We start from the raw sequence: 24,258 nt of genomic DNA, 5'->3' as shown, positions 1-24,258 counted from the left end.
ATTTATCCAGGTTGTTGCGCATGGTCGACCGACTCCAGCAAATGGGTTTCAACCAGCAACACCGGAGGATGCTCGGTGACGGTGTTGCGCGGCAGCGAAGGAAAGCGGCCTTCGCCCCGAGGATTAAGGTGAATGATGTGGGTGCGGGAGATCCACTGTCCTTGGGCATTCAATACTTGCACGCACACCGCCAGTTCCAGTGTCTCGACCGCGGGGGCCATTGGCGCATTGTGGTTCAGCGCAGAGTGCAGGCATAAAATCAGCGGGTCTGCCTGCACGATTTTCAGGCTGTCGGTCACTTCAGCACTGATCACATCCTTGCGCTCATGGGCGCTACCGCGGCTGTCGAGTGGGCGGTAAAGCCGATGGGCACCGATGCCCAGACGGTGCGAGGGGTTACCACTCAATGGGGGCTGGAAGTCGCTTAGTTTCACTCCCGGTAACGCCAGATGAATATCGCTGGGTTTGGCGCGCAAAAACAGGTTCTTCAGCAAGGAGTCATGCTTGATCACACCAAGGTGGGCCGTAGGCGCGTGAAGTAACTCGCCGAGGTAACGTTGGTACTGATCCAGGGTGTAGTTGCCGCGCTCGTCGGTGTCCAGGCTCCACGGCGTGGTTTTGAGCCATTTGTCGTGGGCGCTGATGTTGTAGCGGTTGAACAGCCAACTGCCGCCCAGTTCCAGTACGGTGAACAAGGCCCCGGCCAGATTGACCCGGAAAAATACAGTGGAGAGGCGTGTGCCGGCGGCGGCCCAGGCGGCTGTTCGTGCTGCCGCACTGCCGGCAGTCACCACTTTAAAACTGGCATGCACGGTATGACTGAGGCCATAGGTGTTAACCGCCACCATGCCGCTGGCGCCCACTGTGGCAAGAGCCGCGCTGTTTTGGGCTGCGCGGTTGCCGCTGCGCGTCGCTTGCTGCCAATTCTGGTGCTGGGTATTGAGGCTGGACAATGAAGATACAAGACCAAGACCGTAGGTAAAGAAGCCCAATCCGATATGCATCTTCCCCATCTGCACATGCACACTCTCCAGGGCGTGATGTTGAGCGGCCCGCACAAGCGTATCTCCGCGTGCCTTCAGTGCGGTATCGGCCAAGCTCTGTGCTGCGGTAAATCCTGCGGCACCTGTAGCCGCCGCTGCGTCGGCGAATGACTTCCAAGCACGTTCATTACCGGTCTGCCTGATCATCTCCCGATAAACCACCACTAAATTCACCACCTGCGCCAAAAACACCAACAACCCAACCCCTTCGCTCTTGATCAGGTCTGCCTTCGGCACGCTGTGTATCCCCTGCCGAATGTTCGTCAGCAAACTCCTCACCTCTTGCTGCTGCGCGGGTGGAAACACCACCGTCACCCCGGCCCGAGCCGGTGTGGCGCCGTAGGTGCGTACCGACTGATCCGGCAGTTCAGCAATTGGGCTCAGCGCACCGGCCAAGCGGCCTTCGAGTTGAGTCAACTGTGCCCGTACCCGAACGATTTCAGTCTGCAACTCAACCGCGCGCTGGGTTTTGTGCCCCGGCAGGTTTTTGTTATGGGTGAGCTGGTTGCGTTCACGGGTCAGGGTTTTGAGGTAGGCGCGCTCGCTGAGCACGTCCTTGATGTCTGATTGCAGCGCTGTGTGTTCGCCCGGTGTGGCCAGGGTGAACGTCACGCCGGTGGTTTTCGCCGCATCGAGTATCCGCGCCGGCAACGCTTTGGGCAGATGGCGGAACAGTTCGTCGAGGTCGGGGATTTTGCCACCCGCCAGGTCGAAACCTTCCAGTGCGCGGCTCAGGCCCAGGTTGAGCGCCGGGCTGTAGCTGTGTTGCACCGCGTCGGCCATGGCGCGGGTGTGTTCGGGCATATCGTCGAGGGCCGGCAGGTGCGGTTGTTCGATTTTTTGCAGGGTTTGCAACCAGTCTGGCAGCTTGCTGTACAGGCCGGTCCCCGCATTGGAGAGCAGGCTGTATTGCACCAGCAGCTCAGACCGCACGCGCAGCGGCAAGGTGTAAAACGCAGGCCGGGCCAACTCCGGGTGTTTTTCCAGATAGCCCAGCATCTTTTCACTGGCATGGTCGCTGCGGCAAATGTCGTTGAGACAGGCGTATTCGGCCGCGAAAACCTCGGCCAATTGCTGCGGTTCATGCGCGTCGTAGTACCAGGCCGAGCGGTGGTAGCGACCGGCACACACCAGCGTTGTGCGGTCGTCGGTGATGCGCTCAAGCAGGCGATTCCAGCGGCTGACGTCAGCGCGGTGCTGAAACAGCTCGTCGTCCATGGCCGGGCGGTCGATGAAATCGTTGACCCCGCGTTTGCCCGTGAACGTGGAGCCTTCGATCACGTCCTTAATGCGTTTGTTTTGCTCCTTGCCGAGTTTGATCAGGGTTTTGAGGTGCCGCTCAACGAAGTCGGCGGGCGCCATCGAAAAGTGCTGGCGGGTGTAGTAACCGCGGTCCGCGCTCTCAACGGCGAGCCTTTGTGCGATGAAGTCTGGCGTACTCCCCTGATACTTGAGCATCTCCCGGACGTCGACTTGGGCTTGCTTACGCAACTGCACCAGTTCCGGTGGGGCTGGCCCCTCGGCTGACTCGACCTTGCCGCCCTTGTTCAGGTAATCCAGCAAGGCGTTGCGTGTGCGTTCCTGAGTGGGCTCAGGTAACTGTTGCAGATCGACAAGCAGGGCATTGACCGTCGGGTCGTCGCTGACTTCGCCCAGTTTTTCAACATCCGCCGGGCTGAGCTGGCTCAGGGATTCGATGTAGCACGCCAGCAAATAATTACGCTCGTTGTGCCCGGCATTGCTCCAGGCGTCGACCCAACCGACCACGGTGTTTTGATAGTCGGCCAGGTCGCGCAACACACCGAGGTCATCCTGGACCACCAGGAACAGCGTGTCGTCCTGATACGCCGGGCGCACCCGTCCGAGAAACTCGCCGATGTGCGCCTCGCGAAAGCGTCGCGGCTGCTCCCACAGGTACGGTTCGCGTTCGTGCTCGGGGGCATTGTTGACGTGTACCGTCGGCAATAGAACGGCGTCCGGTGGCGAGTTGGCTTGCAGCTCGGCGCGCTCTTTTTCGGCTTGAGCCTGCTGCGCCGGGACCGTCGCAATTTCTGCCAGCCACTGCTTGCCTTGCGCGACCGTCAGCAAATGCTCGCCACCGGTTTCGCAGTTCACCGGGCCAAGATCGACGGCCTGCATAAAGTGCTCGCGCTCCTCGCGGCTGTCGATCACTTGCGCGCATTTGGCGGCGGTCCACTGCACCTCGGCGAAACTGACGTGCAAGGTGCTTCGCCTTGAAAAAATCAGCGCCGGGCGCTCCTCGATGGCCGTGCGCTGATCGCCATCGACCTTGGCGCCCTTGTGCAGCAAGGCGCTGACCAGTCCGTTGAGTACCCGATACTCGTTCAGGTGGCCGGTGACGCTGTCGATCACGTACAGCCAACCATCGCGCAGCATACGAACGCCCAGCGGCCGGGTTTGAAGGGCGTAGGGCAATTTCAGATCAGCACTCGGATCGACGGTTTCTTCTACCAGTGCGTAGCGTAAAGGCAGAAGTTGCACGTGGGTTTGGCGCAATGGGCAGGCACCGAGCGAGCCGAAGGGCGTCTTGGAGGCTGTGGCGGCGGCGAGGTTGGCGGGTGACGTCATGAGTGGCTCCGTTGGATAGCCCACTGGTGGGCGAGGTCAGCGGCCAGCGCAACGCGCTCACCGGGCGATTGCAGCGATGGCGCGTGCAGCAATCGGTTGATGTGCGGGTGCTGATCGAGTGGCGAGCCGTCCAGCGATGCCATGACGTTGGCGTAATGAAACAGCTCGGATGCGCAGCTCATACCCAGCGCGCCGGCCTCGGCTTCCAGCTGTTCAAGCATCGGCCAGCGCTGGGCCACGGTTTCGCCGCCCCAGCGTTCGGGGAAGAACCTGAGCAGATGAGCGTCGAGTTCGAGCAGTACGCGGCGTCGGTCGTTGTGCTCCAGCGCTGAATTCTGTTCAGCACTCAGGCGATAGGGCGTTGGCAGGTCGGGGCACACGGCCAGCCGAGGTGCGTGACGCTGCCAGTCGGCGGCGACGCTATCGGCTGTCACCACACAGGAAAGAGGCCCAAACAAACGCTGGTCGGCGCTGGCGAACAGGGTGCGCGCCACCGAGGCATCGGCCACTCTCAGGAGGACCGGCAGACCTTCTGGCAACTCAACGATCAGCAGTTTGCGCAGGTGTTGTGCAACGGCGTTTCCTGACTCCAGGCTGAACAACAGCACGCCCCATTCCTCGTGTGCGTGGTCCAGGTAAAACTGAATAATCGGCTCATCAGGCTGCTGAACAGCCACCAGCAGCGGTGAAATATCGCGCAGCGTAGTAAAGGGCGGGCAGTCGTAGAGGACGGTACTGCTCGCCGTCGGGTCCAGCTTCTTCAGGCGTGCGGGCAAGTCACTGCAGGCCGCGCCGTCCAGCAGTAGAAACGCCTGATGCTCGGCCCATGGCAGGTTTTCAGGCAGCGAGGTCGAGAGGTTCATGCCTTGGCCGCCTCGCAAATCAGGCAGCGTGAGCGGCGGGTCGACATCAGCGCGTGGCGTTGTTGTGCCGCGTCGAAGATCACGCGCACCAAGGGTACGGCGCCCGGTATCAGTGGCTCCGCGGGCAGACTCATGGCCGGGACACCCCCCTGTACGATCGGTACGCTGCTGAAAACCCCGTCTGGCCCCATTGTCAGCCAATGGCCGCCGGCCTTGATCGTCAGTTGCGCGCCTGCATCGATGACGATTTGCTGCCCACTGCTGAGGTGAATCTGCTGCGCGGCGCTGAGCCGCTGATTGATCACGCGAATATGCTGGTCGCCCTCGACCACCAGGTGATCGTTCTGCTTGAGTTCGGTCAGGCGGTTGCCATGGGTGAGGTGGTGTTCTTCGCCGCGCAGGTCGTGGCTGGCGATCCCACCGACTACAACGGTGCGCATGTTATCGACCTGAATACGTTCGTCGTTGAGCACCAGTTGGACAAAATCACGCTGAGCGCGCAGGGCTATTTCTTCAGCGCCTGCTCTGTCCTCGATGCGCAATTCGTTGTAACCGCCACCGCCGGGGCTGCTCTGACTCCGGAAAATGCTGCGGGTATGCTCTGCCGGCAGCTCCAACGGAACCGGTGTTGCGGCGTTGGGCATGCACCCCAGCACGAAGGGTTTGTCTGGATCGCCTTCGCTGAAACCGACCAACACTTCCATGCCCACGCGCGGAATCAGTACCGTGCCGTAGCGATCATGGGCCCAACTGCTGGCGACTCGCAGCCAGCAGCTTGAGCGTTCGTTGTGCTGGCCGTCGCGATCCCACGGCAGTTGGACCTTCACCCGACCGTACTCGTCGCAATAGATCTCTTCGCCGGGGGGGCCGGTAACCACTGCGTGCTGGGTACCGGTCATCCGCGGTTTGGGGTGCTTAAGGGCGGGGCGGAATATCACGTCCCATGGGGTTGCGACAAACTGGTTGCGGTAACCCTGACTGAAGCCGTCCTCAGAATTGTTGTCTGAAAGTGCCTCTTCCAGAACCTGTGGCTGTTTTCCTGAGTGTTCTAATTCAGTCAGCAACCATAAACCATTCCAGTCCCCGCGAGGGTGTTGGCTGATGTCCACAAAGTATCCGCTGCGCAGGCTGTGCTGATCACTTTGCCCCTGTGCTTGCTTGTAATCGGCGCGGTGGCGCTCGAGTGCGCGTTTGGCCAGGTGCTTACCGCGTTCACGGTCGGTGAACTGTCCAGGAAAGGCGTAGTCCTCCAAGTGCGGCAGCAGCGGGTTTTTGCTCTCGCTGTCGAGTTGCACCCGCGGTTTTTCGAAGTTGTAATCACGGCGGCTGACGTGGGTCGTGCGGGTTTGCAGACTGACCTCAAAGTGATCAATCACGCAGGCCTCGGCGGCCATGCCATTGCCCTGTACATAGGCGGTCGGGCTGGCCGGTGTCAGGAACACCGTCTGATCGTCGCCGAACACCAGCACGTGCCCTTCGGCAGTGTGCTGGAAATGAAAGTGCAGACCTTCTTCCTCGCACAGCCTCTGCACAAAATTTAAATCTGACTCGTTGTATTGAACGCAATAGAGCCGTGGCCGGTACTCTGCGTTGAGTTGCAAGCGCCAGATATCCGCTTGCATCCCATGCTCGCTCAGCACTTTGCCGATGATTTGCGGCACGCTCAGGTTCTGGAAAATACGTGGGTTGTGGCAGTGCGCAAGATAGGCGAGGTGGGGCGCCAGGGTCACTTGATAGTGGGTCAGGCGCTTGCCTGAGTCACCTTGGGTGATTTGATGGATGTGTCCGTGAATCCCCGCGCCGTCTGGACCAAACGTCAGAAAGGCTGAGCGATGCAGGAGCGACTCAAGGTCCAGGTTAGCGCGTTCGCTGACCAGTTTGAGTTTGACCTCGAAGGGGCTGTTGAGCGCTTCTTTGGCGCGAAACTCAAGTACCTGAAGGTCGTCGGAAAACCCTTCGATATCGAGTTTGAAAACGACTGGGCTGGCAGCATTGAACATCCACATTTCCCTGTGTCTTTAAAAGGCAAGGGACTGTGCATGCATCGACTATTTATCGCAGTCAGGCAAATCTACTATTGATGTAGGACGTATCCGTTAAAGCGAATCACGCCCCAAGGCTGACTGAATGCTTGTCTGCGAACGGTGGCGGCGAAGGGGGGCTATTTGGGGTAAAGCGGCGGCAACCCGCTGTCGCCCACCGGGGCCTGGACGTGTTCGGCGGTGGGGATCGACTTGATGACGCGCCACAGTTCTTCGCCTTGCCAGTACTGCCCGGTTTCACTGTAGAGCGCGCCGTTCAGGCCATCGAGGGCATCGGACAAGGGCACGAAGCGGGCGGCCATGTCGGCCAGGGTTTCCGGTTGTTGCCGCGCCCAGGCATCAAGGGCCTGGCGGGTGGCTTGAGGGTCATTGGCCTGGCAGGCGCGTTTCAGATCATCAAGCACCGTGCGCGGGCTAGGCCCGGTTTGTGCGGCTCGCAGAATCGCCGGTTGCCAGCGCGCGCGCCACCACAAGCCAAAGCCCAGTAACGTGGTGCAGGTCAGCATCACCGTACTGAGTTTCCACCACCACAGGGCTTCGCTGTTGGCCCCGGTCGTCGCTGTCGGGCTGCTCGCTGGCGTGTCGACCACCAGGCTCGGATTATTCGCTACCGACAGGGTGCGCGCCGGCAATGTGCTGTGTTCCAGGTGATCTTCGAAGGTGTTCCACCAAACCACGTCCACGGGTGGCAGTTCGACGTTGCCCATGCGAGTGGGCACCAGAGCTTCTCGATCTTCACGGCTGCCGATCAACCCACGTTCGCTGTTGTGGTTGCTCAGCACCGGTTGGTCTGGGTAGCGCCGCAGGCCGTTGACCTCGGTGGCCGGCAGTGGCGGCAGTTGTGAGCTGGCCAGGCCTTCGACTTTCAAGGTCAGGCTGCGGGTCAGGGAATCACCGACCTGAAGGTGATCCGGTTCCGGGTTCCAGCTCTCGCCCACGCTCAGGCTATGGGCTGGCAACCAGGGCGTGTCGGCTGGATAAGTGTCCGGTTTGGGCTTGACCGTCAAGGGGATTTGGGCGGAACTGACGCGCAACAGTTTGCCGGGTTTCGGGCCTTGGGCAGCGGTATTGTCCGGTGAGGGTTGAGTGTCCACCAGGGTGGCGCTGAACGTTTGCGTGGGTATGGTCAATACGCCGCTGTGCTGTGGAAAGATGGCGTACCGCAGTTCAATCACACCGTGACGCAGACCGTTGATGACCTTTTCATACGTGCGCGACTCGCCCATTTGCTCGATGCGCGCATCGGGAATTTGCAACGGTGTCAGGCTGCTGTCGTCGTACAGCGACACTGAGTGATAAATACGCAAGGTCAGGATCGCCTGGGCCTGCACGTACACGCTGTTTTGGTCGAGACTGGCCTCGATGAACACCGGGGCCAGTACGTTGGCACTGTTTTGGGTTTCGCTCTGTACCACTTGCACGGTGATGGGTTGGCTGCGCGCGTCGCCCAGTTGCAGCGACGGAATCTCTACACTGCCGTTCTGCTTGGGCAGCAGCGTAATCATCCAGCGCGTCGTCGCGTTGTTGTCACCGTTAAGGGTATTCAATTGGTTGACTTGGCGGGTGCCGCGTACTTCGAACAGGGGCTCCAAAGGCGTCAGGTCGGGTTTGCCAAACAGCGTCACATCGTTGGACTCCAGGGTCAGTTCAACCGTCTCCCCGGAATTCAGGCGACTGCGATCCACACTGGCGATCAGCCCGGTAGCGTGGGCCCCAGTGGTGCAGAGCAACAGGGTGAGCAAGAAGGCGGTGAAGCGGCTCATCGAATTTTTCCCTGATCCTGATGTTGTTGCTGTTCGTACCAAAATTTGCGTCTGAGCAGCTCGCCGGGGTTGTCCGGGATCTTGCGTAGCCACTGCTCCAGCGCTTGGCGCTGTTCGGTGTCGAGGGTGTCACTGCTCGGTCGAGACGGCGGGCGCGTGTTTTGCTCGTCGGTCAGTTCGCTACCCGGTACTTCATTGGTCCCCGGTTGCGGCGGTGCGGTGGTCGGCTGCCCGGTGTCCGGTGTAGTCGGCGGCGCCTCGGTTTGCTGATCGCCGCTGCTTGAGGGTGGCGCCGCGCCGGTGTTGGGCGGGCTTTCGCCAGCCGTCCCGGTGTCGTCGCCTTCGGTTTTGTCCTCAGCCGGCGGCGGGGTGTTCTTTTGCTTGAGCAGACTTTCCACCAGTGCTTTGTTGGTCAACGCCGGACGCAGGTCAGGCTGACGTTCCAGGGCCTGATCGTAGGCGTCGAGGGCGGCTTCCAGTTCGCCGCTCTTGGCCAGCGCGTTGCCACGATTGTAGTGTGCTCGTGCGTCTGTACCTTGGGCAAAAAGCTGGGCGGCACCACTGTAGTCGCCAGCCTCGTAGAGGGCTATACCCTGCCATTGCGGGTCTTCGAAATGTCGGGCCGCCTGCGCCGGCTGATTTTGCTTGAGCAAATGCATGCCCTGTTGATCGGGCCGCAGCCACAAATCCTCAAAGTCGAAGGCATAGCTCGGTTGCGGCAGCATGAACAGCAGCGGCAGGCAGAACAGCCAGCCCCTACGCCCGGCGCAGGCCGTCAGCAGCAATAGTGGCAGGAGCAACCAATAGCCTTGATCGGCCCACGTGTCGAGGCGCAGGGTCTGGCCATCGGTGCGCAGCTTGCGTGGCCCGTCAAGCAGACCGAGCGCGCGCAAGTCGGCATCGTCCAGCCGGGCTTGATGGTAATGGCCGCCCAGGTCTTCGGCAAAGTCCTTCAGGCTTGCGTTATCCAGGCGTGGCACCAGAATGGCGCCCTGAGGGTCCTTGAGGAAACTGCCGTTGTCTTGTGCCACCGGCGCACCTTCTGGAGTGCCGATGCCAAGCATTAGAAACGGCGTCGACTGACCACTCAACGCCTGACGAATACCCTCGCGCTCCTGCTCGGTCAGCGACGAACCGATCAGCAGAATCCGACCTTGGCCGAGCGCGCCCTGGCTTAACAGGGTCAGCGCTTTTTCAACCGCCAGATCGGCGCGATGGCCAGCTTCGGGCATCAGCGATGGTTTGAGCGCCTCCAGCAGATTGCGACTGGTCGACAGGTCATCCGACAGCGGCACCAGCGTGTGGGCGCTGCCGGCGTAGACGACAATTGCCGTCTGCGCATCGCTGCGGGCTTTGAGCAGGTCAAACAGCTTGCGCCGCGCCTGTTCGAGTCGGTTGGGCGGTGTGTCGGTGGCGAGCATTTCAGGGGTCAGCTCCACCAGCACCACCAACGGGTCAGCGGGTTTCTGACTGCTTTGTTCCACCCGCTGCCAGCTTGGCCCGAGCAGCGCCGCAAGGGCCAGCGTCCACGCCAGGCCGAGGGCGATCCACGGCAGTTTGCTTTCGCGTCCGCCGCCACCACTGAGTAACACGGCGTGGAAGGCCGGCGGCAGAATCATCTGCCAGCGCCCCGCGCGTTTCTGCCGGTGCCAGAGGTGCCAAAGCAGCCAGCCCAGCAACGGCAACAGCCACAACCACCAGGGACGGAACCAGTGCGGCCACAGCGCAATCATCGGCGCCTCCGCAAGCGCAGGCGTTTGAGCCTTTGGCGCCAGTCCGGCAGTTGAGCCTGCAAAAACAGTTTTTTGCTCAATACGCGCTGCAACGGGTTGTGCGGCCAACGCTCGCGCACCACCAGCAGCATGCTTAACAGCAGCGCCAAGGCCAGAGGCCAGTGATACAACGCCTGGGCCGGTCGGGCCTGGGTGGGTTGCTGGGCGACCGGTTCCAGCTTGTCGAGGGTATCCTTGATCGCTTGCAACTCCTTACCGTCGCGGGCCCGGAAATACTGGCCGCCAGTGGCTTGAGCGATGTCTTTGAGCGCAGGTTCGTCAAGGTCCAGGCTCGGATTGACGCCGAGGAAACCCGGCGTGCCGCTTTGTTCAGGATCGGCGCCGATGCCGATGGGGTAGATTTTCACGCCTTCTTTGGCGGCCAGTCGCGCCGCTGTGAGTGGGTCGATTTCGCCGCCATTGTTGGCGCCATCAGTGACCAGAATCAGCACCCGACTCTGGGCCGGACGCATACGCAAGCGCTTGAGGGCCAGGCCAATGGCATCGCCGATGGCGGTGTTTTTGCCTGCGATGCCAATTCGCGCTTCGTCGAGCCATACGCGCACGGTGTGGCGGTCAAAGGTCAACGGCGCTTGCAGATAGGCCTGGCTGCCAAACAGAATCAGCCCGACCCGGTCGCCTTCGCGGCTTTCCAGAAAGTCACCGAGCAGATGTTGAACCAGCGCCAGTCGGCTGACGTCGTCGTCTTGCCACTGCATGTCAGGAAACTCCATGGAGCCGGACACGTCTACCGCCACCAACAGGTCGCGGCCACTGGCCGCAACGGGCAGCGGCTCGCCAAGCCACTGTGGGCGTGCCGCTGCGATCAGCAGAATGAGCCACAGCAATATGAAGGGTGCCTGATGGCGCCAGGCCGGCAGACTGACTCGGGCTCGACGCCGTGACAGGTGTTCGAGGTCACCGAGGAAACTGACGTTGAGTGCCGGCTCGCCACTGTCGGCTACCGGCAGCATGACCCGCATCAGCCAAGGCAGCGGTAGCAGGGCGAAGATCCAGGGCCAGGCGAACTCAAACATGTTTGCGAATCCAGGTGTCGACGGCTTGAGTCAGGCCGGCGATGGCCTTGTCATCGAGTTTGCATTCGGGTTTGTAGGCGCCCTCTACCAAGACCATCCAGCGCGTCAGGCCGGCAGCGGGGCAGCGGTTGTCGAGGAAGGCCAGCCATTTGCGGCCGTTAAGGGTGTGACTCTGGCTGTAGGGGTAATGGTTGCGGCACAGGCGCTTGAGCAAACCGTTGAGTTGCTGCAACCAGGCGCCTGCCGGAGCCCCGTCGTAGGGTTTTGGCATCAGCGCCAGTTCGGCCAGGGCGGCTAGGCGCACCGGGTCCAGCGGTTGTTCCGCGCGCACGATTGGGCGTTTGTTCGGGATCAAACGCCGGGCTTTCCATAGTCCGAAACCGATCAGCGGCACTAACACCAGCAACAACCACCAGCCCGGTGCCGGAGGCCAGAACGCGATCGGTGGCGGTGACATCAGCGGTTGCAGTTGATCGAGGCTGCTCATCGAGCTTTCCCCGGTTTTTGTGGGTTCAGGTACTCGCGCAACTGTTCGACCATCTCACTCTGGGTGCTCAAGGGCATTAACACTATCCGCAGTTTCTGTGCCAGCAGTTCCCATCGTGCAATACGCGCCTCGGCCTGGGCACGGTAGCGCTGGCGTAGGTCGAAATTGAGGGTGTCGAGTTCCAGTTGCGCACCGCGCTCAGCAAAGCGCAGCAGGCCGGCGGCGGGCAGGGCGTGATCCAGCGGGTCGGACAGCGGCAGCAGCAACAGGTCGCAATGGCGTGACAATAGGCTCAGCTGTTGCTCGGCTCCGTCGGTCAGCGCGCGCTCATCGCAGATCACAATCACCAAGCTGCCGGGACGTAACACTTCACGGGCCCGGCGCAGGGCAATGTTCAAACCGTCGCGGTCCGGTTCGCTTTCAGTATTGAGCGACTGGTTGACCCGCACCAGTCGGTTGAGCAATTGCAGCAGGCTTTGCTTGCTGCGCCGGGGCTTGATTTCGTAATGCTCGTTGTCGCCGAACACCAGCCCGCCAACGCGGTCGTTATGCCCCAGCGCGGCCCAGCCGATCAGGCTTGCCGCTTGGGCCGCCAGCACTGATTTGAACATCAGTCCCGAGCCGAAAAACAACCGACGGCTTTGTTCGACCATGATGAAAATCGGTCGCTCGCGCTCTTCATGGAACAGCTTGGTGTGGGGTTCCTGCGTCCTTGCGGTGACGCGCCAGTCGATGGTGCGCACGTCGTCGCCAGCCTGATAAACCCGCACCTGATCGAAGTCCACGCCGCGTCCACGCAGCTTGGAGTGGTGCAGGCCTATTAGCGGACTGCGCTGGCTGGGGGTGGAGAACAGTTGCACTTCGCGCACGCGATGGCGCATCTCGATCAGCTCGGCGAGGCTGACGCGGATACCCGGCTCAGATGGCAGAAGGGCGTTCATCGGGGTCAAGCGACGGCTACGACGTCGAGAATCCGCTGGACCACCCGGTCCTGGTCGATCCCGGCCGCTTCGGCTTCAAAGGACAGGATGATGCGGTGGCGCAACACATCGAACAGCACCGCCTGGATATCTTCCGGGCTGACAAAGTCGCGTCCGGCCAGCCAGGCGTGAGCCCTGGCGCAACGGTCCAGAGCAATCGAACCGCGTGGGCTGGCGCCATAAGCGATCCACTCGGCCATCTCCGGGTCAAACTTGGCCGGTGTGCGGGTGGCCATGACCAGTTGCACCAGGTATTCCTCCACAGCGTCGGCCATGTACAAACCCAGGATTTCCTTGCGTGCAGCAAAGATCGCCTGTTGGCTGACCCGGCGCTCCGGCTTGGTTTCACCGTTCAGGGCTTCACCGCGCGCCTGTTGCAGGATTCGCCGTTCGACAGCCGCGTCCGGGAAGCCGATTTTTACGTGCATCAGGAAGCGGTCGAGCTGGGCTTCGGGCAGCGGGTAGGTGCCCTCCTGCTCGATTGGGTTTTGAGTGGCCATCACCAGGAACAGCGGTGACAGCTCATAAGTGCTGCGCCCGACGCTGACCTGACGCTCGGCCATCGCTTCGAGCAATGCCGACTGAACCTTGGCCGGGGCGCGGTTGATTTCATCCGCCAGCACCAGGTTGTGAAAAATCGGCCCTTGCTGGAATACGAAGCTGCCAGTTTCCGGGCGATAGATTTCCGTGCCGGTGATGTCGGCCGGTAGCAGGTCGGGCGTGAACTGAATGCGATGGAACTGTGCTTCGATGCCTTCGGCGAGTTCTTTAATGGCCTTGGTCTTGGCCAGCCCCGGAGCGCCCTCGACCAGCATGTGGCCGTCGGCGAGCAAGGCGATGAGCAAACGCTCGATGAGTTTTTCCTGGCCGAGAATCTGCGTTGAAAGAAAGGTTCGCAGCGCAAGCAGCGCTTCACGATGTTCCATCGATGACTGTTCCTGGAGAGGGTGGCCGAAGGCGTTCGAATAACGTCAGGGCTGGGGGCGTTACTTTAATGCATCGCAGGGTGTGGCGACTAACGGCATTTTGTGCAAAGTGCGGATTAACGTTTGTTCCCACGCCTTACGACTGATCGTTCCCACGCGTGGGAACGATCAGTGTCCGGAAGGGAGGAATCAGGTCAACTCGCTGATATAGGTCCCGGTCCCCTTGAGAATGTTCTGCAACGTTTCCTCCACTTCCGCCAAATCACTCACGTCGGTGCTGTGAATGATTTCCAAAGAATCGTCACCATTCAGTGCGTCCACATCGCCCGCAGCAATTTCAATCAGCAGACGGGTAGGGCTGAGTGTGACTTTGACCCCGTCCAGGGTCGATGGCTCGCCGTCGAGCGTGATGTCCAGTGCATCCTCGTCCGGGTAACGGGTCATCAGGAACATATCGCCCTGATCGCTGTGGCAGCAGAGCATGGCCATGTTGTCTTCTTCGTCATCGCATGGGTTGACGATCAAGAGGGCGGTGGTCATTTGCATGGGGAATTCCTGGCTCGACGAGCATTGTGAAGACGAACAAAGGGCGATTCTGCCAGTAGAAGGGAATTTCTGCTCGTTTGAGTGTCAGAGTCTGTGCCGTAAAACCGGGCATTAAACGGCTTTTTCCCTTGATGACTGCTAGTGTTGCTCGATGCGCAGGAGGTGAGTTACGTGCCGATGAACGAATATGTCGCAGCGCCGCAAGCAGGCACGTTGTCGCACTCGTTAAGCTGCGCAACCAATGGATACCCATAAAGGCGTTGTGCAATTCATCGTACAGTCGTTTTTGCCGATACCCATTCATGGAAGGTGAATGTGACCTGAGTGTCTCGTCCAGCTTCACCCACCTGTCATCCTGTTTCCTCTGCCCGAGAATCAGGAGCAGGCTGACGGATCGCCCCGAAAGGGGTTTTGCACGCGACGCTTCCATCAATAACAAGCCCAAGCGGAGTACCACAGATGGCGTTCTTCACCGCAGCCAGCAAAGCCGACTTCCAGCACCAACTGCAAGCGGCACTGGCGCAGCACATCAGTGAACAGGCACTGCCACAAGTGGCGCTGTTCGCTGAACAATTTTTCGGCATCATTTCCCTCGACGAGCTGACCCAGCGTCGGCTGTCCGACCTCGCTGGCTGCACCCTTTCTGCGTGGCGCCTGCTTGAGCGCTTCGATCACGCGCAGCCGCAAGTGCGCGTCTACAACCCTGATTACGAACGCCACGGCTGGCAGTCGACCCATACTGCGGTCGAAGTGCTGCACCACGACCTGCCCTTTTTGGTGGACTCGGTGCGTACCGAGCTGAACCGTCGCGGCTACAGCATCCACACCCTGCAAACGACTGTGTTGAGCGCGCGCCGCGGTAGCAAGGGCGAGTTGCTGGAGATCCTGCCGAAGGGCACCCAGGGCGACGGCATTCTTCAAGAATCACTGATGTACCTGGAAATCGACCGCTGCGCCAACGCGGCCGAACTGAATGTGTTGAGCAAAGAGCTGGAACAGGTTCTCGGTGAAGTCCGCGTCGCGGTCGCCGATTTTGAGCCCATGAAAGCCAAGGTCCAGGAACTGCTCGCGGGTCTCGACACCAGCCAGTTCAACGTCGATGCCGACGAAAAAGCCGAGATCAAAAGCTTCCTGGAATGGCTGGTGGGCAACCACTTCACCTTCCTCGGCTATGAAGAGTTCGTGGTGCGTGATGAAGCCGACGGGGGCCATCTCGAGTACGACCAGAATTCCTTCCTGGGCCTGACTAAACTGCTGCGCACCGGGTTGACCTACGACGACCTGCGCATTGAAGAGTATGCCGTTAACTACTTGCGCGAACCGACGTTGCTGTCGTTCGCCAAGGCGGCACACCCAAGCCGGGTTCATCGTCCTGCCTATCCGGACTACGTGTCGATCCGTGAGATCGACGCTGACGGTAAGGTCATCAAAGAATGCCGCTTCATGGGCCTGTACACCTCCTCGGTGTACGGCGAGAGCGTGCGGGTCATCCCGTACATCCGTCGTAAGGTCGAAGAAATCGAGCGCCGTTCTGGCTTCCAGTCCAAGGCCCACCTGGGCAAGGAACTGGCGCAGGTGGTCGAAGTGCTGCCGCGTGACGATCTGTTCCAGACGCCGGTAGATGAGTTGTTCAGCACCGTGATGTCGATCGTGCAGATTCAGGAACGCAACAAGATTCGCGTGTTCCTGCGCAAAGACCCTTACGGGCGTTTTTGCTACTGCCTGGCCTATGTGCCGCGCGACATTTACTCCACCGAAGTGCGGCAGAAGATCCAGCAAGTGCTGATGGACCGTCTGAAAGCCTCGGACTGCGAGTTCTGGACCTTCTTCTCCGAGTCCGTACTGGCCCGTGTGCAGTTGATCCTGAGGGTTGACCCGAAGAATCGGCTCGACATCGACCCGGTGCTGCTGGAAAAAGAAGTGGTGCAGGCCTGCCGCAGCTGGCAGGACGATTACGCCAGCCTTGTTGTCGAAAGCTTCGGCGAAGCTCACGGCACCAACGTGCTGGCGGACTTCCCGAAAGGTTTTCCGGCAGGATACCGCGAGCGCTTCGCCGCGCACTCGGCTGTGGTCGACATGCAACACCTGCTGAGCCTTACCGAAAAAACCCCACTGGTGATGAGTTTCTATCAGCCACTGGGTCAGGTTTCGGGTCAACGCGAGCTGCACTGCAAGCTGTATCACGCCGACACGCCGCTGGCGCTGTCCGACGTGTTGCCGATCCTGGAAAACCTCGGATTGCGCGTGCTGGGCGAGTTCCCGTATCGCCTGCGTCACAACAACGGCCGCGAGTTCTGGATTCATGACTTCGCGTTCACTGCTGCCGAAGGCCTGGACCTCGATATCCAGCAGCTCAACGACACCTTGCAGGACGCGTTCGTCCACATCGTGCGCGGTGACGCCGAGAACGATGCGTTCAACCGTCTGGTGCTGACCGCGGGCTTGCCATGGCGCGATGTTGCGCTGCTGCGTGCCTACGCCCGTTACATGAAGCAGATCCGTCTGGGCTTCGACCTGGGTTACATCGCCAGCACCTTGAACAACCACACCGACATCGCTCGCGAGTTGACCCGGTTGTTCAAGACTCGCTTCTACCTGGCGCGCAAGCTCAGCGGCGACGACCTGGAAGACAAGCAGCAACGTCTGGAACAAGCCATCGTGACCGCGCTGGACGACGTTCAGGTACTGAACGAAGACCGGATTCTGCGTCGTTACCTGGACCTGATCAAGGCTACTCTGCGGACCAACTTTTACCAGACCGATGTCAATGGTCAGAACAAGTCCTACTTCAGCTTCAAGTTCAACCCGCATGCCATTCCTGAGCTGCCGAAGCCGGTGCCGAAGTTCGAAATCTTCGTCTACTCGCCTCGCGTTGAAGGCGTACACCTGCGCTTCGGTAACGTTGCTCGTGGCGGCTTGCGCTGGTCTGATCGTGAAGAAGACTACCGCACCGAAGTGCTGGGCCTGGTAAAGGCCCAGCAAGTGAAAAACTCGGTGATCGTCCCGGTGGGTGCCAAGGGCGGTTTCCTGCCTCGCCGCTTGCCACTGGGCGGCGGTCGGGACGAGATCGCGGCTGAGGGCATCGCCTGCTACCGCATCTTCATTTCGGGCCTGTTGGACATCACTGACAACCTGAAAGACGGCGCCCTGGTGCCGCCGGTCAATGTCGTGCGGCATGACGATGATGACCCGTACCTGGTGGTTGCCGCGGACAAAGGCACCGCGACGTTCTCCGACATCGCCAACGGCATCGCCATCGACTACGGTTTCTGGCTGGGTGACGCCTTCGCATCAGGCGGCTCGGCCGGTTACGACCACAAGAAAATGGGCATTACCGCCAAGGGCGCGTGGGTCGGCGTACAACGTCATTTCCGCGAGCGCGGCATCAACGTCCAGAAAGACAACATCACCGTTGTCGGCGTCGGCGACATGGCCGGTGACGTGTTCGGTAATGGCTTGCTGATGTCCGAGACCCTGCAACTGGTCGCGGCCTTCAACCACCTGCACATCTTCATCGACCCGAACCCGCAGGCCGCCAATAGCTTCGCGGAACGTCAGCGCCTGTTCGATCTGCCACGTTCAGCGTGGTCGGACTACGACACCAGCATCATGTCTGAAGGCGGCGGGATCTTCTCTCGCAGCGCGAAAAGCATCGCGATTTCCCCGCAGATGAAAGAACGTTTCGACATCAAGGCCGACAAGCTGACCCCGACCGAACTGCTGAATGCCTTGCTCAAGGCACCGGTAGACCTGTTGTGGAACGGCGGCATCGGCACCTACGTCAAAGCCAGCACCGAAAGCCACGCTGACGTCGGCGACAAGGCTAACGATGCACTGCGCGTGAACGGCAACGAACTGCGCTGCAAAGTGGTGGGCGAGGGCGGTAACCTCGGGATGACCCAACTGGGTCGTGTCGAATTTGGCCTCAATGGCGGCGGCTCCAACACCGACTTCATCGACAACGCCGGCGGCGTGGACTGCTCCGACCACGAAGTGAACATCAAGATCCTGCTGAACGAAGTGGTTCAGGCCGGAGACATGACCGAGAAGCAACGTAACCAGTTGCTTGGCAGCATGACCGATGAAGTCGGCGGCCTGGTCTTGGGCAACAACTACAAACAGACTCAGGCACTGTCTCTGGCGGCCCGTCGTGCCTACGAACGGATCGCCGAATACAAGCGCCTGATGAACGATCTGGAAGGCCGTGGCAAGCTGGATCGCGCCATTGAGTTCCTGCCGAACGAAGAAGTGCTCGCAGAACGCGTCGCGTCTGGCCATGGCCTGACCCGTGCCGAACTGTCGGTGCTGATCTCCTACAGCAAGATCGACCTCAAAGAAGCGCTGCTCAACTCGCAAGTGCCGGACGACGATTACTTGACCCGCGACATGGAAACCGCTTTCCCGCCGATGCTGGTGAGCAAGTTCTCCGAAGCCATGCGCCGTCACCGTCTGAAGCGTGAGATCGTCAGCACCCAGATCGCCAACGATCTGGTGAACCACATGGGCATCACCTTCGTTCAACGGCTCAAAGAGTCGACCGGCATGAGCCCGGCGAACGTGGCCGGTGCTTACGTAATCGTGCGTGACATCTTCCACCTCCCGCACTGGTTCCGTCAGATTGAAGCCCTGGATTACCAGGTTTCCGCTGACGTACAACTGGAACTGATGGACGAGTTGATGCGCCTGGGCCGCCGCGCTACGCGCTGGTTCTTGCGCAGCCGTCGCAACGAGCAGAACGCTGCACGTGACGTTGCACACTTCGGACCACATTTGGCCGCGTTGGGCCTCAAGCTTGACGAACTGCTGGAGGGTCCGACCCGCGAAGGCTGGCAGACCCGTTATCAGGCCTACGTCGCTGCGGGTGTACCTGAGTTGCTGGCACGCATGGTTGCAGGCACTACTCACCTGTACACCTTGCTGCCGATTATTGAAGCGTCTGACGTCACTGGCCAGAACCCGGCCGATGTCGCCAAGGCTTACTTCGCTGTGGGCAGCGCGCTGGACATCACTTGGTACTTGCAACAGATCAGCGCACTGCCGGTTGAAAACAACTGGCAAGCGCTGGCCCGTGAAGCGTTCCGCGATGACATCGACTGGCAGCAACGGGCGATCACCATCTCGGTCCTGCAAATGGGCGACGGCGAGCAGGACGTGGAAGCACGCCTGCAACTTTGGATAGAGCAGAACCAAGGCATGATCGAGCGTTGGCGCGCCATGCTGGTGGACATCCGTGCCGCCAGCGGCACGGACTACGCCATGTACGCAGTCGCTAACCGTGAACTGCTGGACCTGGCGTTAAGTGGTCAGGCAGTGGTTAGCGCCTGATTCAACGCTGAATGAAAAAACCCGTGTCGAGAGACGCGGGTTTTTTTTGCCTGAGGGTGTCTCGTGTCGGGTGAGGCACTACCGCGTGCAACTTCGCTCACTACTATTGCTGACCCACAGCGCTGTCGATCATAGACACTTTAGTTGCCGATCTTGTCAATAAATTACTGAGCGACTGGTCAAACTTTTGCAGCGCCCTAACTTGCACATCCTGCTGTTTATTAATGTCCGCGACCATCTCTTCGCTGCGTTTAAAGTCGGCCCATACAGGGCTCAGTGATTGCGCGTCATGCCCCTGTGCCGTCCCGATGTAATTAAACTTCGAATCATAAAATTCGGCACTGACGTCCGCCGTGATATCGGAACTGCGCGAGGTTATGAGTTGGCTGTGGGTGGTGATAATAGCCACAACCTGAGGCTTCGCCGCCCTCAGGCTTTGCAGGTCTGGATAGACCGTTACCGAGCCGAACTGATGCTGTAAAGAAGCCTTGACCCAGTCCACCGCCAGGTCTGGTCGGGAGGTGGACACGTAAGCATCGTGGATCGACCGCACCAACAGGCTCTGGCCGAAACCGGTGCCGGCGTTGGCCTGATAGTCGGCCAGGTAGGCGCGGTTGGTTTGTGTGCTCGGGCTGTAAACAATACCCAGCGCCACCGAAGCGCCGTGCGTAACACTCATGACGCTGGCATGGCCGGCGGCGGGATTTAACAGGGTATCCGGTGAAGAGACGGCTTGGGGGGCGGTGGGTACAGAGCAACCGGCCAACAGTGTCGCGAGGGTTAATGTACTGACAAACGGAAGTTTCATGGTGTTTCTCCAGTGAAACAAACAAAGTTGCAGCGTTAAACGTGGCCGGTGGTCGTCGGCGTTGTTTTTAGATTAAACCTCTATTGATTGGTTGAAGTCCCCGATCGGTGCAATCAAGGGGCCGTTGATAGTTTTGTTTGATGTAAGCGTTATCGGTTAATTGCCAACGGAAATTAAAAGGCCCGAATCATCAATGGGTGCGGGATTATTTATGGCTACAGGTTTAATCATCAGTTTTTCAAGCAAGATCAAACGCCGTTTTGTTAAGGCGATAAAGCGCGACCGCCGGTGGCTCGGCCGCTGAACAATGCCTTCACAAGCGTACCTTGCTGGTCAGGTCGATCACTTGCCATTGAGCAGTGGCGAATTCCCGCTGATCGGTGCCGGACGTTGCGGCTTCACCGACGTGCCGAAGGTGTTGCCCATGCGTGTGCTGGTGGCGGCCGGTGTTGCTAGTCCGAGCTGATTGGGCGGCTGCTGGCTGAGAGGCACGTTCATCGCCGCCTGATTTTTTTGTTCAGCCGTTGCGCCTTGCGGGTTGTTGCCCATCTGCTGGCTCAGGCAGTTGTAGTCGGGGGCCTTGTAGCCTGCGACGCTGACCTCGACACAGCCCAACGGCTCTTCGGCATGCACGGCCGTCAGGACACTGAGCATCAGCGCAGCGGCTGCGATATTCCACAGATGATTCATCAAAGCCCTCCTGGCCGTCCCGACAGGACTGCTCTTGGCGTTGAGTCTAGTGCAAGGTCTTTGCGCCGTCCGTGATGGTTTTTTTGCACCGGCCGTCACACCAGATTCATAAACAGCCCTCAGGATGACGATTTTCAGGGGTACGTCAGCCGTGCAGCCAGGCAACGCCAAGGACGAACGTCGGGGTTCAGCGACCAGGCTTCGAGGCGTGTTGCGCGGTGTCGTGTGCGGGCTGTTATCGATGTGGTTGATGTGGGCCAGGGCGGACGGTGAGCAACCTCAATCCTGGGTCAACTTCGACATTGCACCGCAGGAACTGAGCGGCGCCCTTGATGCCTTTAGCCGCAGCAGTGGCATGGCTGTGCTGGTCGATCGCCAACTGACTCGCGGCCGACGATCAATCGGCGTTCAGGGCCGGTTAACGGCCACGCAAGCGTTGAACACGCTACTCGTGGGCACCGGGCTGATGGCCCGCTACGCACGTGCCGATGCTTTTACTTTGCAGGTGGCGCAAGTCGCGCAGGTTCCTTTACCTGCAGGTGCAGCGGCCAATGCTGCAAGTCAAGTCAGCAGCAGTTATGCGCTGGCGATTCAATCGGCCATCGAGCGCCGCTTATGCCGTTCGGTCTTGACCCGTCCCGGCGGTTATCGGGCGTTATTGCAAGTCTGGATCGGCCGTGATGGTGCGGTGCAACACAGTCGCCTGGTCACCTCCAGTGGCGATCTACAGCGCGATGCGGCGCTGGTGGACAGCGTGCAACACCTCAGGATCGAACAGTTGCCGCCCAGCTCATTACGCCAGCCGGTGACCCTGCTACTCGTACCGCAATCATCAGGAAAAAGCATGGAATGCACGCAGTGGGAAGGAGTTTCCGGGGGATGAAAGACACCGGGCAAAGTTCGATGGTCAGGCTGTTTCTGACGTCCTATGACGATTTCAAGGTGCGCTTGCGCCGTCGGCTGGGGTCCGAGGATTTGGCCAACGATGTGCTGCACGAAACTTACCTGCGGGTTGACCGCATGGTTGAGCCGCCTGACATCGCCCAGCCCAACGCCTACCTCTATCGCATGGCGCTGAATATCGCTGCCGACCGCCGTCAGGCAGACGCCCGCCTGTTGACCGGCAGTGAAGTCGAAGAGCTGCTGCAAATCAGCGATGAGGCTCAGGACCCGGCGCGGGTGGTGGGTGGGCAAAAGGAACTGCAGACGCTGCTCAAGGCGCTCTACGAACTGCCAGCGCGGCGGCGCAAGATCTTTATCGCCGCGCGCCTGGAGGAAGCTCCGCACCTGGAAATTTCCCAACGCTTCGGCATCTCGACACGGATGGTCGAAAAAGAAATCAAGGCGGCGCTGGGCCACTGCGCCATGCGCCTGGAAAGAAAAGTCATTCAGCGGTTCGGTCCCGGGGCGGGAAAACCGTCTTGAAAGAAGAGAATGAACTAATCCGTGAGTATCCCCGCGCTTGAATATCTTTCGTCTGTCACCCCCTGAGGCGACCCCCCAGGACCGGCTACAACGTGAAGCCCAGGATTGGTTGATCCTTCTGACCTCCGGCCAGGCGACCGTCGCCGATGCGCGGGCCTTGCGCCAGTGGTGCGTGCAAAGCGCCGAACACGCGCAGGCTTTCGAACACAGCAAGGCGTTGTGGCACCGTCTTGAACCGGCGGCCAAGGCTTTGCAGGCGCCACGACATTTTGCGCGAAGGGCCTTTCTGGGGGGCGCGGTTGCGGCGTCGGCGGCATTATTTTTGGTGCGGTACACGGTGCCGGGAGGTTTTTCCGGGATCGGGGCGGACTACGTCACTGAAGTGGGCGAGCAGCGTCGGTTCGACCTGGGCGATGGCGTCAGCATGGAACTCAACACCCAGACCCGCATCAGCCGCCGTGAACTGGCTGATGGCGGGCAAAGTATCGAGCTGTTGAGTGGCGAAGTCGAACTGCTGACACGGCAGACGACATCGTTGAGAGTGCAGGCCGGGGCAGGGTGGTTGAGTGCCAGCCAGGCACGTTTCAACCTGCGCAACACCGACCAGAGTGTTTGCGTGACGTGCCTTGACGGTGCGTTGCAAGTTGATGTGCAAGGCCAGCGGATTCGCCTGGAATCCGGCCAGCAACTCACCTATAGCGCCCAGCAAGTCAGCGCGCCGCAAACCGTCGATATATCTGCCGTGATCGCCTGGCGCCAGCAGGTGCTGGTGTTCAACGACGCGACCCTTTCTCAGGTGATCAGCGAGATCAACCGTTATCGCCCCGGCATGTTGCTGCTGCTCAACAGCGAGTTGGGTAAACGTAAGGTGCAGGCGCGGTTTAGCCTGGACCAATTGGCCGGCGTGGCGTTGCTGATCAGGGATGCGTATGGCGCGACGTGTACCGAGCTGCCGGGTGGCGTGGTGGTGTTGAGCTGATTGTGGTGTTAACAATTGCGGCCCCACCATCAACCCTGGGATGTTGCACTCAGTGCTCGGGTCGTCCGGGTCTTCGGCCAGTTCCGGAGTGCCCATGATCCCGCAATCGCGGTCCTGATTGCCAACTCGGCGCGTCAGCTGCATCGAGCTATCAGGTGTTGGCGCGCGTTCCCTGGAGGGAGTCCGGTTTCACACGAGTTCAATGGCTGCCATCCCCATCCCCGACATGAAGCTTTCATGACAAAAGTTCGGTAGTCCATCGCCAGTCCCGTTATGCCTATGTGACGCGCTTGAGGGGGCCGCAAGGCCACTTTTCCAGCCGAGGCGGGATGCCGGGAGTGAGGCAATGGGGACTATGGAACGCTATTCGAAAGTGGGTATGCAGGAGCTCGATCAGCGCCTGTCGAAAATCGTCGAAGCCGCGCGTAAGAAGCCGGTTTCGGTGTATCGCTACGGTGCGCCGTGGGTCTGGATCGTGTCTCAGGACGACTGGCAGGGCGCCTTGAAAGAAGTCTCCAGCTACATTCCTTCGGGGCATTCACTGGTGATGTTGCGCCCACAAATCGATGACCTGCTTGACGAGTATCGCGACGTCCTGCACGGCCTAAATGCCGAGCCCGGCATGCTGATTGCCCCGCAAACGGTTATGCACATCCTGCTGTTGCAGCTGCTCTATTCAGTGCCCAGCGAGCAGCAACTCTACGAGCAACTCAATTACAACCTGCTGTTCCGCTGGTTCGTCGGCCTGGACCTTAATCAAAAGGTCTGGAGCTTCAACGTCCTGAGCCGCGACATCGCGACCCTGCTGAATAATCCGCGGGCGGTGCAACTGATTCAGAAAATCATTGGCGAAGTGTTCTGCGGTGCCTTGCTGCAAATGCCTGAGTTCTCCTTGAACTTTGCGCTGTTGCACACCTGGCTGGGCAAACATGCCGCGACATCGACAGCCAGCAATTGAGACGTGCAGACGCTACGCAAACAGC

Annotated in this window: 17 protein-coding genes; 5 read left to right on the top strand and 12 right to left on the bottom strand. The window is 60.1% G+C overall.

From position 1 onward, the window contains the following. Positions 1 to 2 precede the first annotated feature (2 nt). The 10 genes from RHM68_RS14015 to RHM68_RS13970 all read right to left on the bottom strand — a co-directional run bounded on the left by RHM68_RS14015 (position 3) and on the right by RHM68_RS13970 (position 14,048). A complete protein-coding gene (locus RHM68_RS14015) occupies positions 3 to 3,632 on the bottom strand; it encodes a toxin VasX (protein WP_322215596.1) in 3,630 nt (1,209 codons plus the stop codon). Beyond that, positions 3,629 to 4,495, bottom strand: a complete 867-nt coding sequence (locus RHM68_RS14010) for a DUF4123 domain-containing protein (protein WP_322215593.1) — start codon at positions 4,493 to 4,495, stop codon at positions 3,629 to 3,631. Before RHM68_RS14010 ends, RHM68_RS14015 begins: the two co-directional genes overlap by 4 nt. Further along, a complete protein-coding gene (locus RHM68_RS14005) occupies positions 4,492 to 6,495 on the bottom strand; it encodes a type VI secretion system tip protein VgrG (RefSeq protein ID WP_322215590.1) in 2,004 nt (667 codons plus the stop codon). Before RHM68_RS14005 ends, RHM68_RS14010 begins: the two co-directional genes overlap by 4 nt. 161 nt (positions 6,496 to 6,656) lie before the next feature. Further along, positions 6,657 to 8,300 carry a BatD family protein gene (locus RHM68_RS14000; protein ID WP_322215588.1) on the bottom strand — a complete coding sequence of 548 codons (1,644 nt, stop codon included), beginning with the start codon at positions 8,298 to 8,300 and terminating at the stop codon, positions 6,657 to 6,659. Continuing rightward, complete coding sequence (locus RHM68_RS13995) at positions 8,297 to 10,033, bottom strand: tetratricopeptide repeat protein (RefSeq protein WP_322215585.1); 1,737 nt, start codon at positions 10,031 to 10,033, stop codon at positions 8,297 to 8,299. Before RHM68_RS13995 ends, RHM68_RS14000 begins: the two co-directional genes overlap by 4 nt. Further along, positions 10,030 to 11,109: a VWA domain-containing protein gene (locus RHM68_RS13990; protein ID WP_322215582.1), complete on the bottom strand. Its 1,080-nt coding sequence runs from the start codon at positions 11,107 to 11,109 to the stop codon at positions 10,030 to 10,032. Before RHM68_RS13990 ends, RHM68_RS13995 begins: the two co-directional genes overlap by 4 nt. Then, entirely contained in the window at positions 11,102 to 11,596 is a 495-nt protein-coding gene (locus RHM68_RS13985; RefSeq protein ID WP_322215579.1) for a DUF4381 domain-containing protein, read from the bottom strand. Before RHM68_RS13985 ends, RHM68_RS13990 begins: the two co-directional genes overlap by 8 nt. Beyond that, the gene (locus RHM68_RS13980) at positions 11,593 to 12,537 is read right to left on the bottom strand and encodes a DUF58 domain-containing protein (protein WP_322215577.1); all 945 of its coding nucleotides are present in this window, start codon (positions 12,535 to 12,537) and stop codon (positions 11,593 to 11,595) included. Before RHM68_RS13980 ends, RHM68_RS13985 begins: the two co-directional genes overlap by 4 nt. 5 nt (positions 12,538 to 12,542) lie before the next feature. Continuing rightward, entirely contained in the window at positions 12,543 to 13,502 is a 960-nt protein-coding gene (locus tag RHM68_RS13975) for an AAA family ATPase (protein ID WP_003218556.1), read from the bottom strand. A 189-nt stretch (positions 13,503 to 13,691) separates the two neighbouring features. Then, positions 13,692 to 14,048 carry a hypothetical protein gene (locus RHM68_RS13970; RefSeq protein ID WP_322215574.1) on the bottom strand — a complete coding sequence of 119 codons (357 nt, stop codon included), beginning with the start codon at positions 14,046 to 14,048 and terminating at the stop codon, positions 13,692 to 13,694. 459 nt (positions 14,049 to 14,507) lie between these two features. Here RHM68_RS13970 and RHM68_RS13965 point away from each other — a divergent pair, with 459 nt between their 5' ends. Then, the gene (locus RHM68_RS13965) at positions 14,508 to 19,373 is read left to right on the top strand and encodes an NAD-glutamate dehydrogenase (RefSeq protein ID WP_322215572.1); all 4,866 of its coding nucleotides are present in this window, start codon (positions 14,508 to 14,510) and stop codon (positions 19,371 to 19,373) included. Between the two features lie 103 nt (positions 19,374 to 19,476). Here RHM68_RS13965 and RHM68_RS13960 read toward each other — a convergent pair whose 3' ends face one another. Continuing rightward, positions 19,477 to 20,181 (bottom strand): ATPase, encoded by a 705-nt coding sequence (locus RHM68_RS13960; protein WP_322215570.1) that lies wholly within the window; start codon positions 20,179 to 20,181, stop codon positions 19,477 to 19,479. Positions 20,182 to 20,523: 342 nt separating this feature from the next. Beyond that, a complete protein-coding gene (locus RHM68_RS13955) occupies positions 20,524 to 20,871 on the bottom strand; it encodes a hypothetical protein (protein ID WP_322215568.1) in 348 nt (115 codons plus the stop codon). Positions 20,872 to 20,995: 124 nt separating this feature from the next. Between RHM68_RS13955 and RHM68_RS13950 the strand changes: the two genes are divergently transcribed. From RHM68_RS13950 to RHM68_RS13935, 4 genes are all read left to right on the top strand, one after another. After that, positions 20,996 to 21,754, top strand: a complete 759-nt coding sequence (locus tag RHM68_RS13950; RefSeq protein WP_416195197.1) for a secretin and TonB N-terminal domain-containing protein — start codon at positions 20,996 to 20,998, stop codon at positions 21,752 to 21,754. After that, positions 21,751 to 22,296 (top strand): RNA polymerase sigma factor, encoded by a 546-nt coding sequence (locus tag RHM68_RS13945; RefSeq protein ID WP_322215566.1) that lies wholly within the window; start codon positions 21,751 to 21,753, stop codon positions 22,294 to 22,296. Before RHM68_RS13950 ends, RHM68_RS13945 begins: the two co-directional genes overlap by 4 nt. 37 nt (positions 22,297 to 22,333) lie before the next feature. Then, positions 22,334 to 23,275, top strand: coding sequence for a FecR family protein (locus tag RHM68_RS13940; protein WP_322215563.1), 942 nt, complete (start codon positions 22,334 to 22,336; stop codon positions 23,273 to 23,275). Positions 23,276 to 23,630: 355 nt separating this feature from the next. Continuing rightward, the gene (locus RHM68_RS13935) at positions 23,631 to 24,233 is read left to right on the top strand and encodes a transposase (RefSeq protein ID WP_416195246.1); all 603 of its coding nucleotides are present in this window, start codon (positions 23,631 to 23,633) and stop codon (positions 24,231 to 24,233) included. The last annotated feature ends 25 nt before the right edge of the window (positions 24,234 to 24,258 follow it).

The sequence above is a fragment of the Pseudomonas sp. DC1.2 genome, assembly GCF_034351645.1.
Lineage (GTDB): Bacteria > Pseudomonadota > Gammaproteobacteria > Pseudomonadales > Pseudomonadaceae > Aquipseudomonas.
The sequence above is the reverse complement of the archived record's forward strand: the minus strand, read 5'-3'. Positions and strand labels throughout refer to the sequence as shown.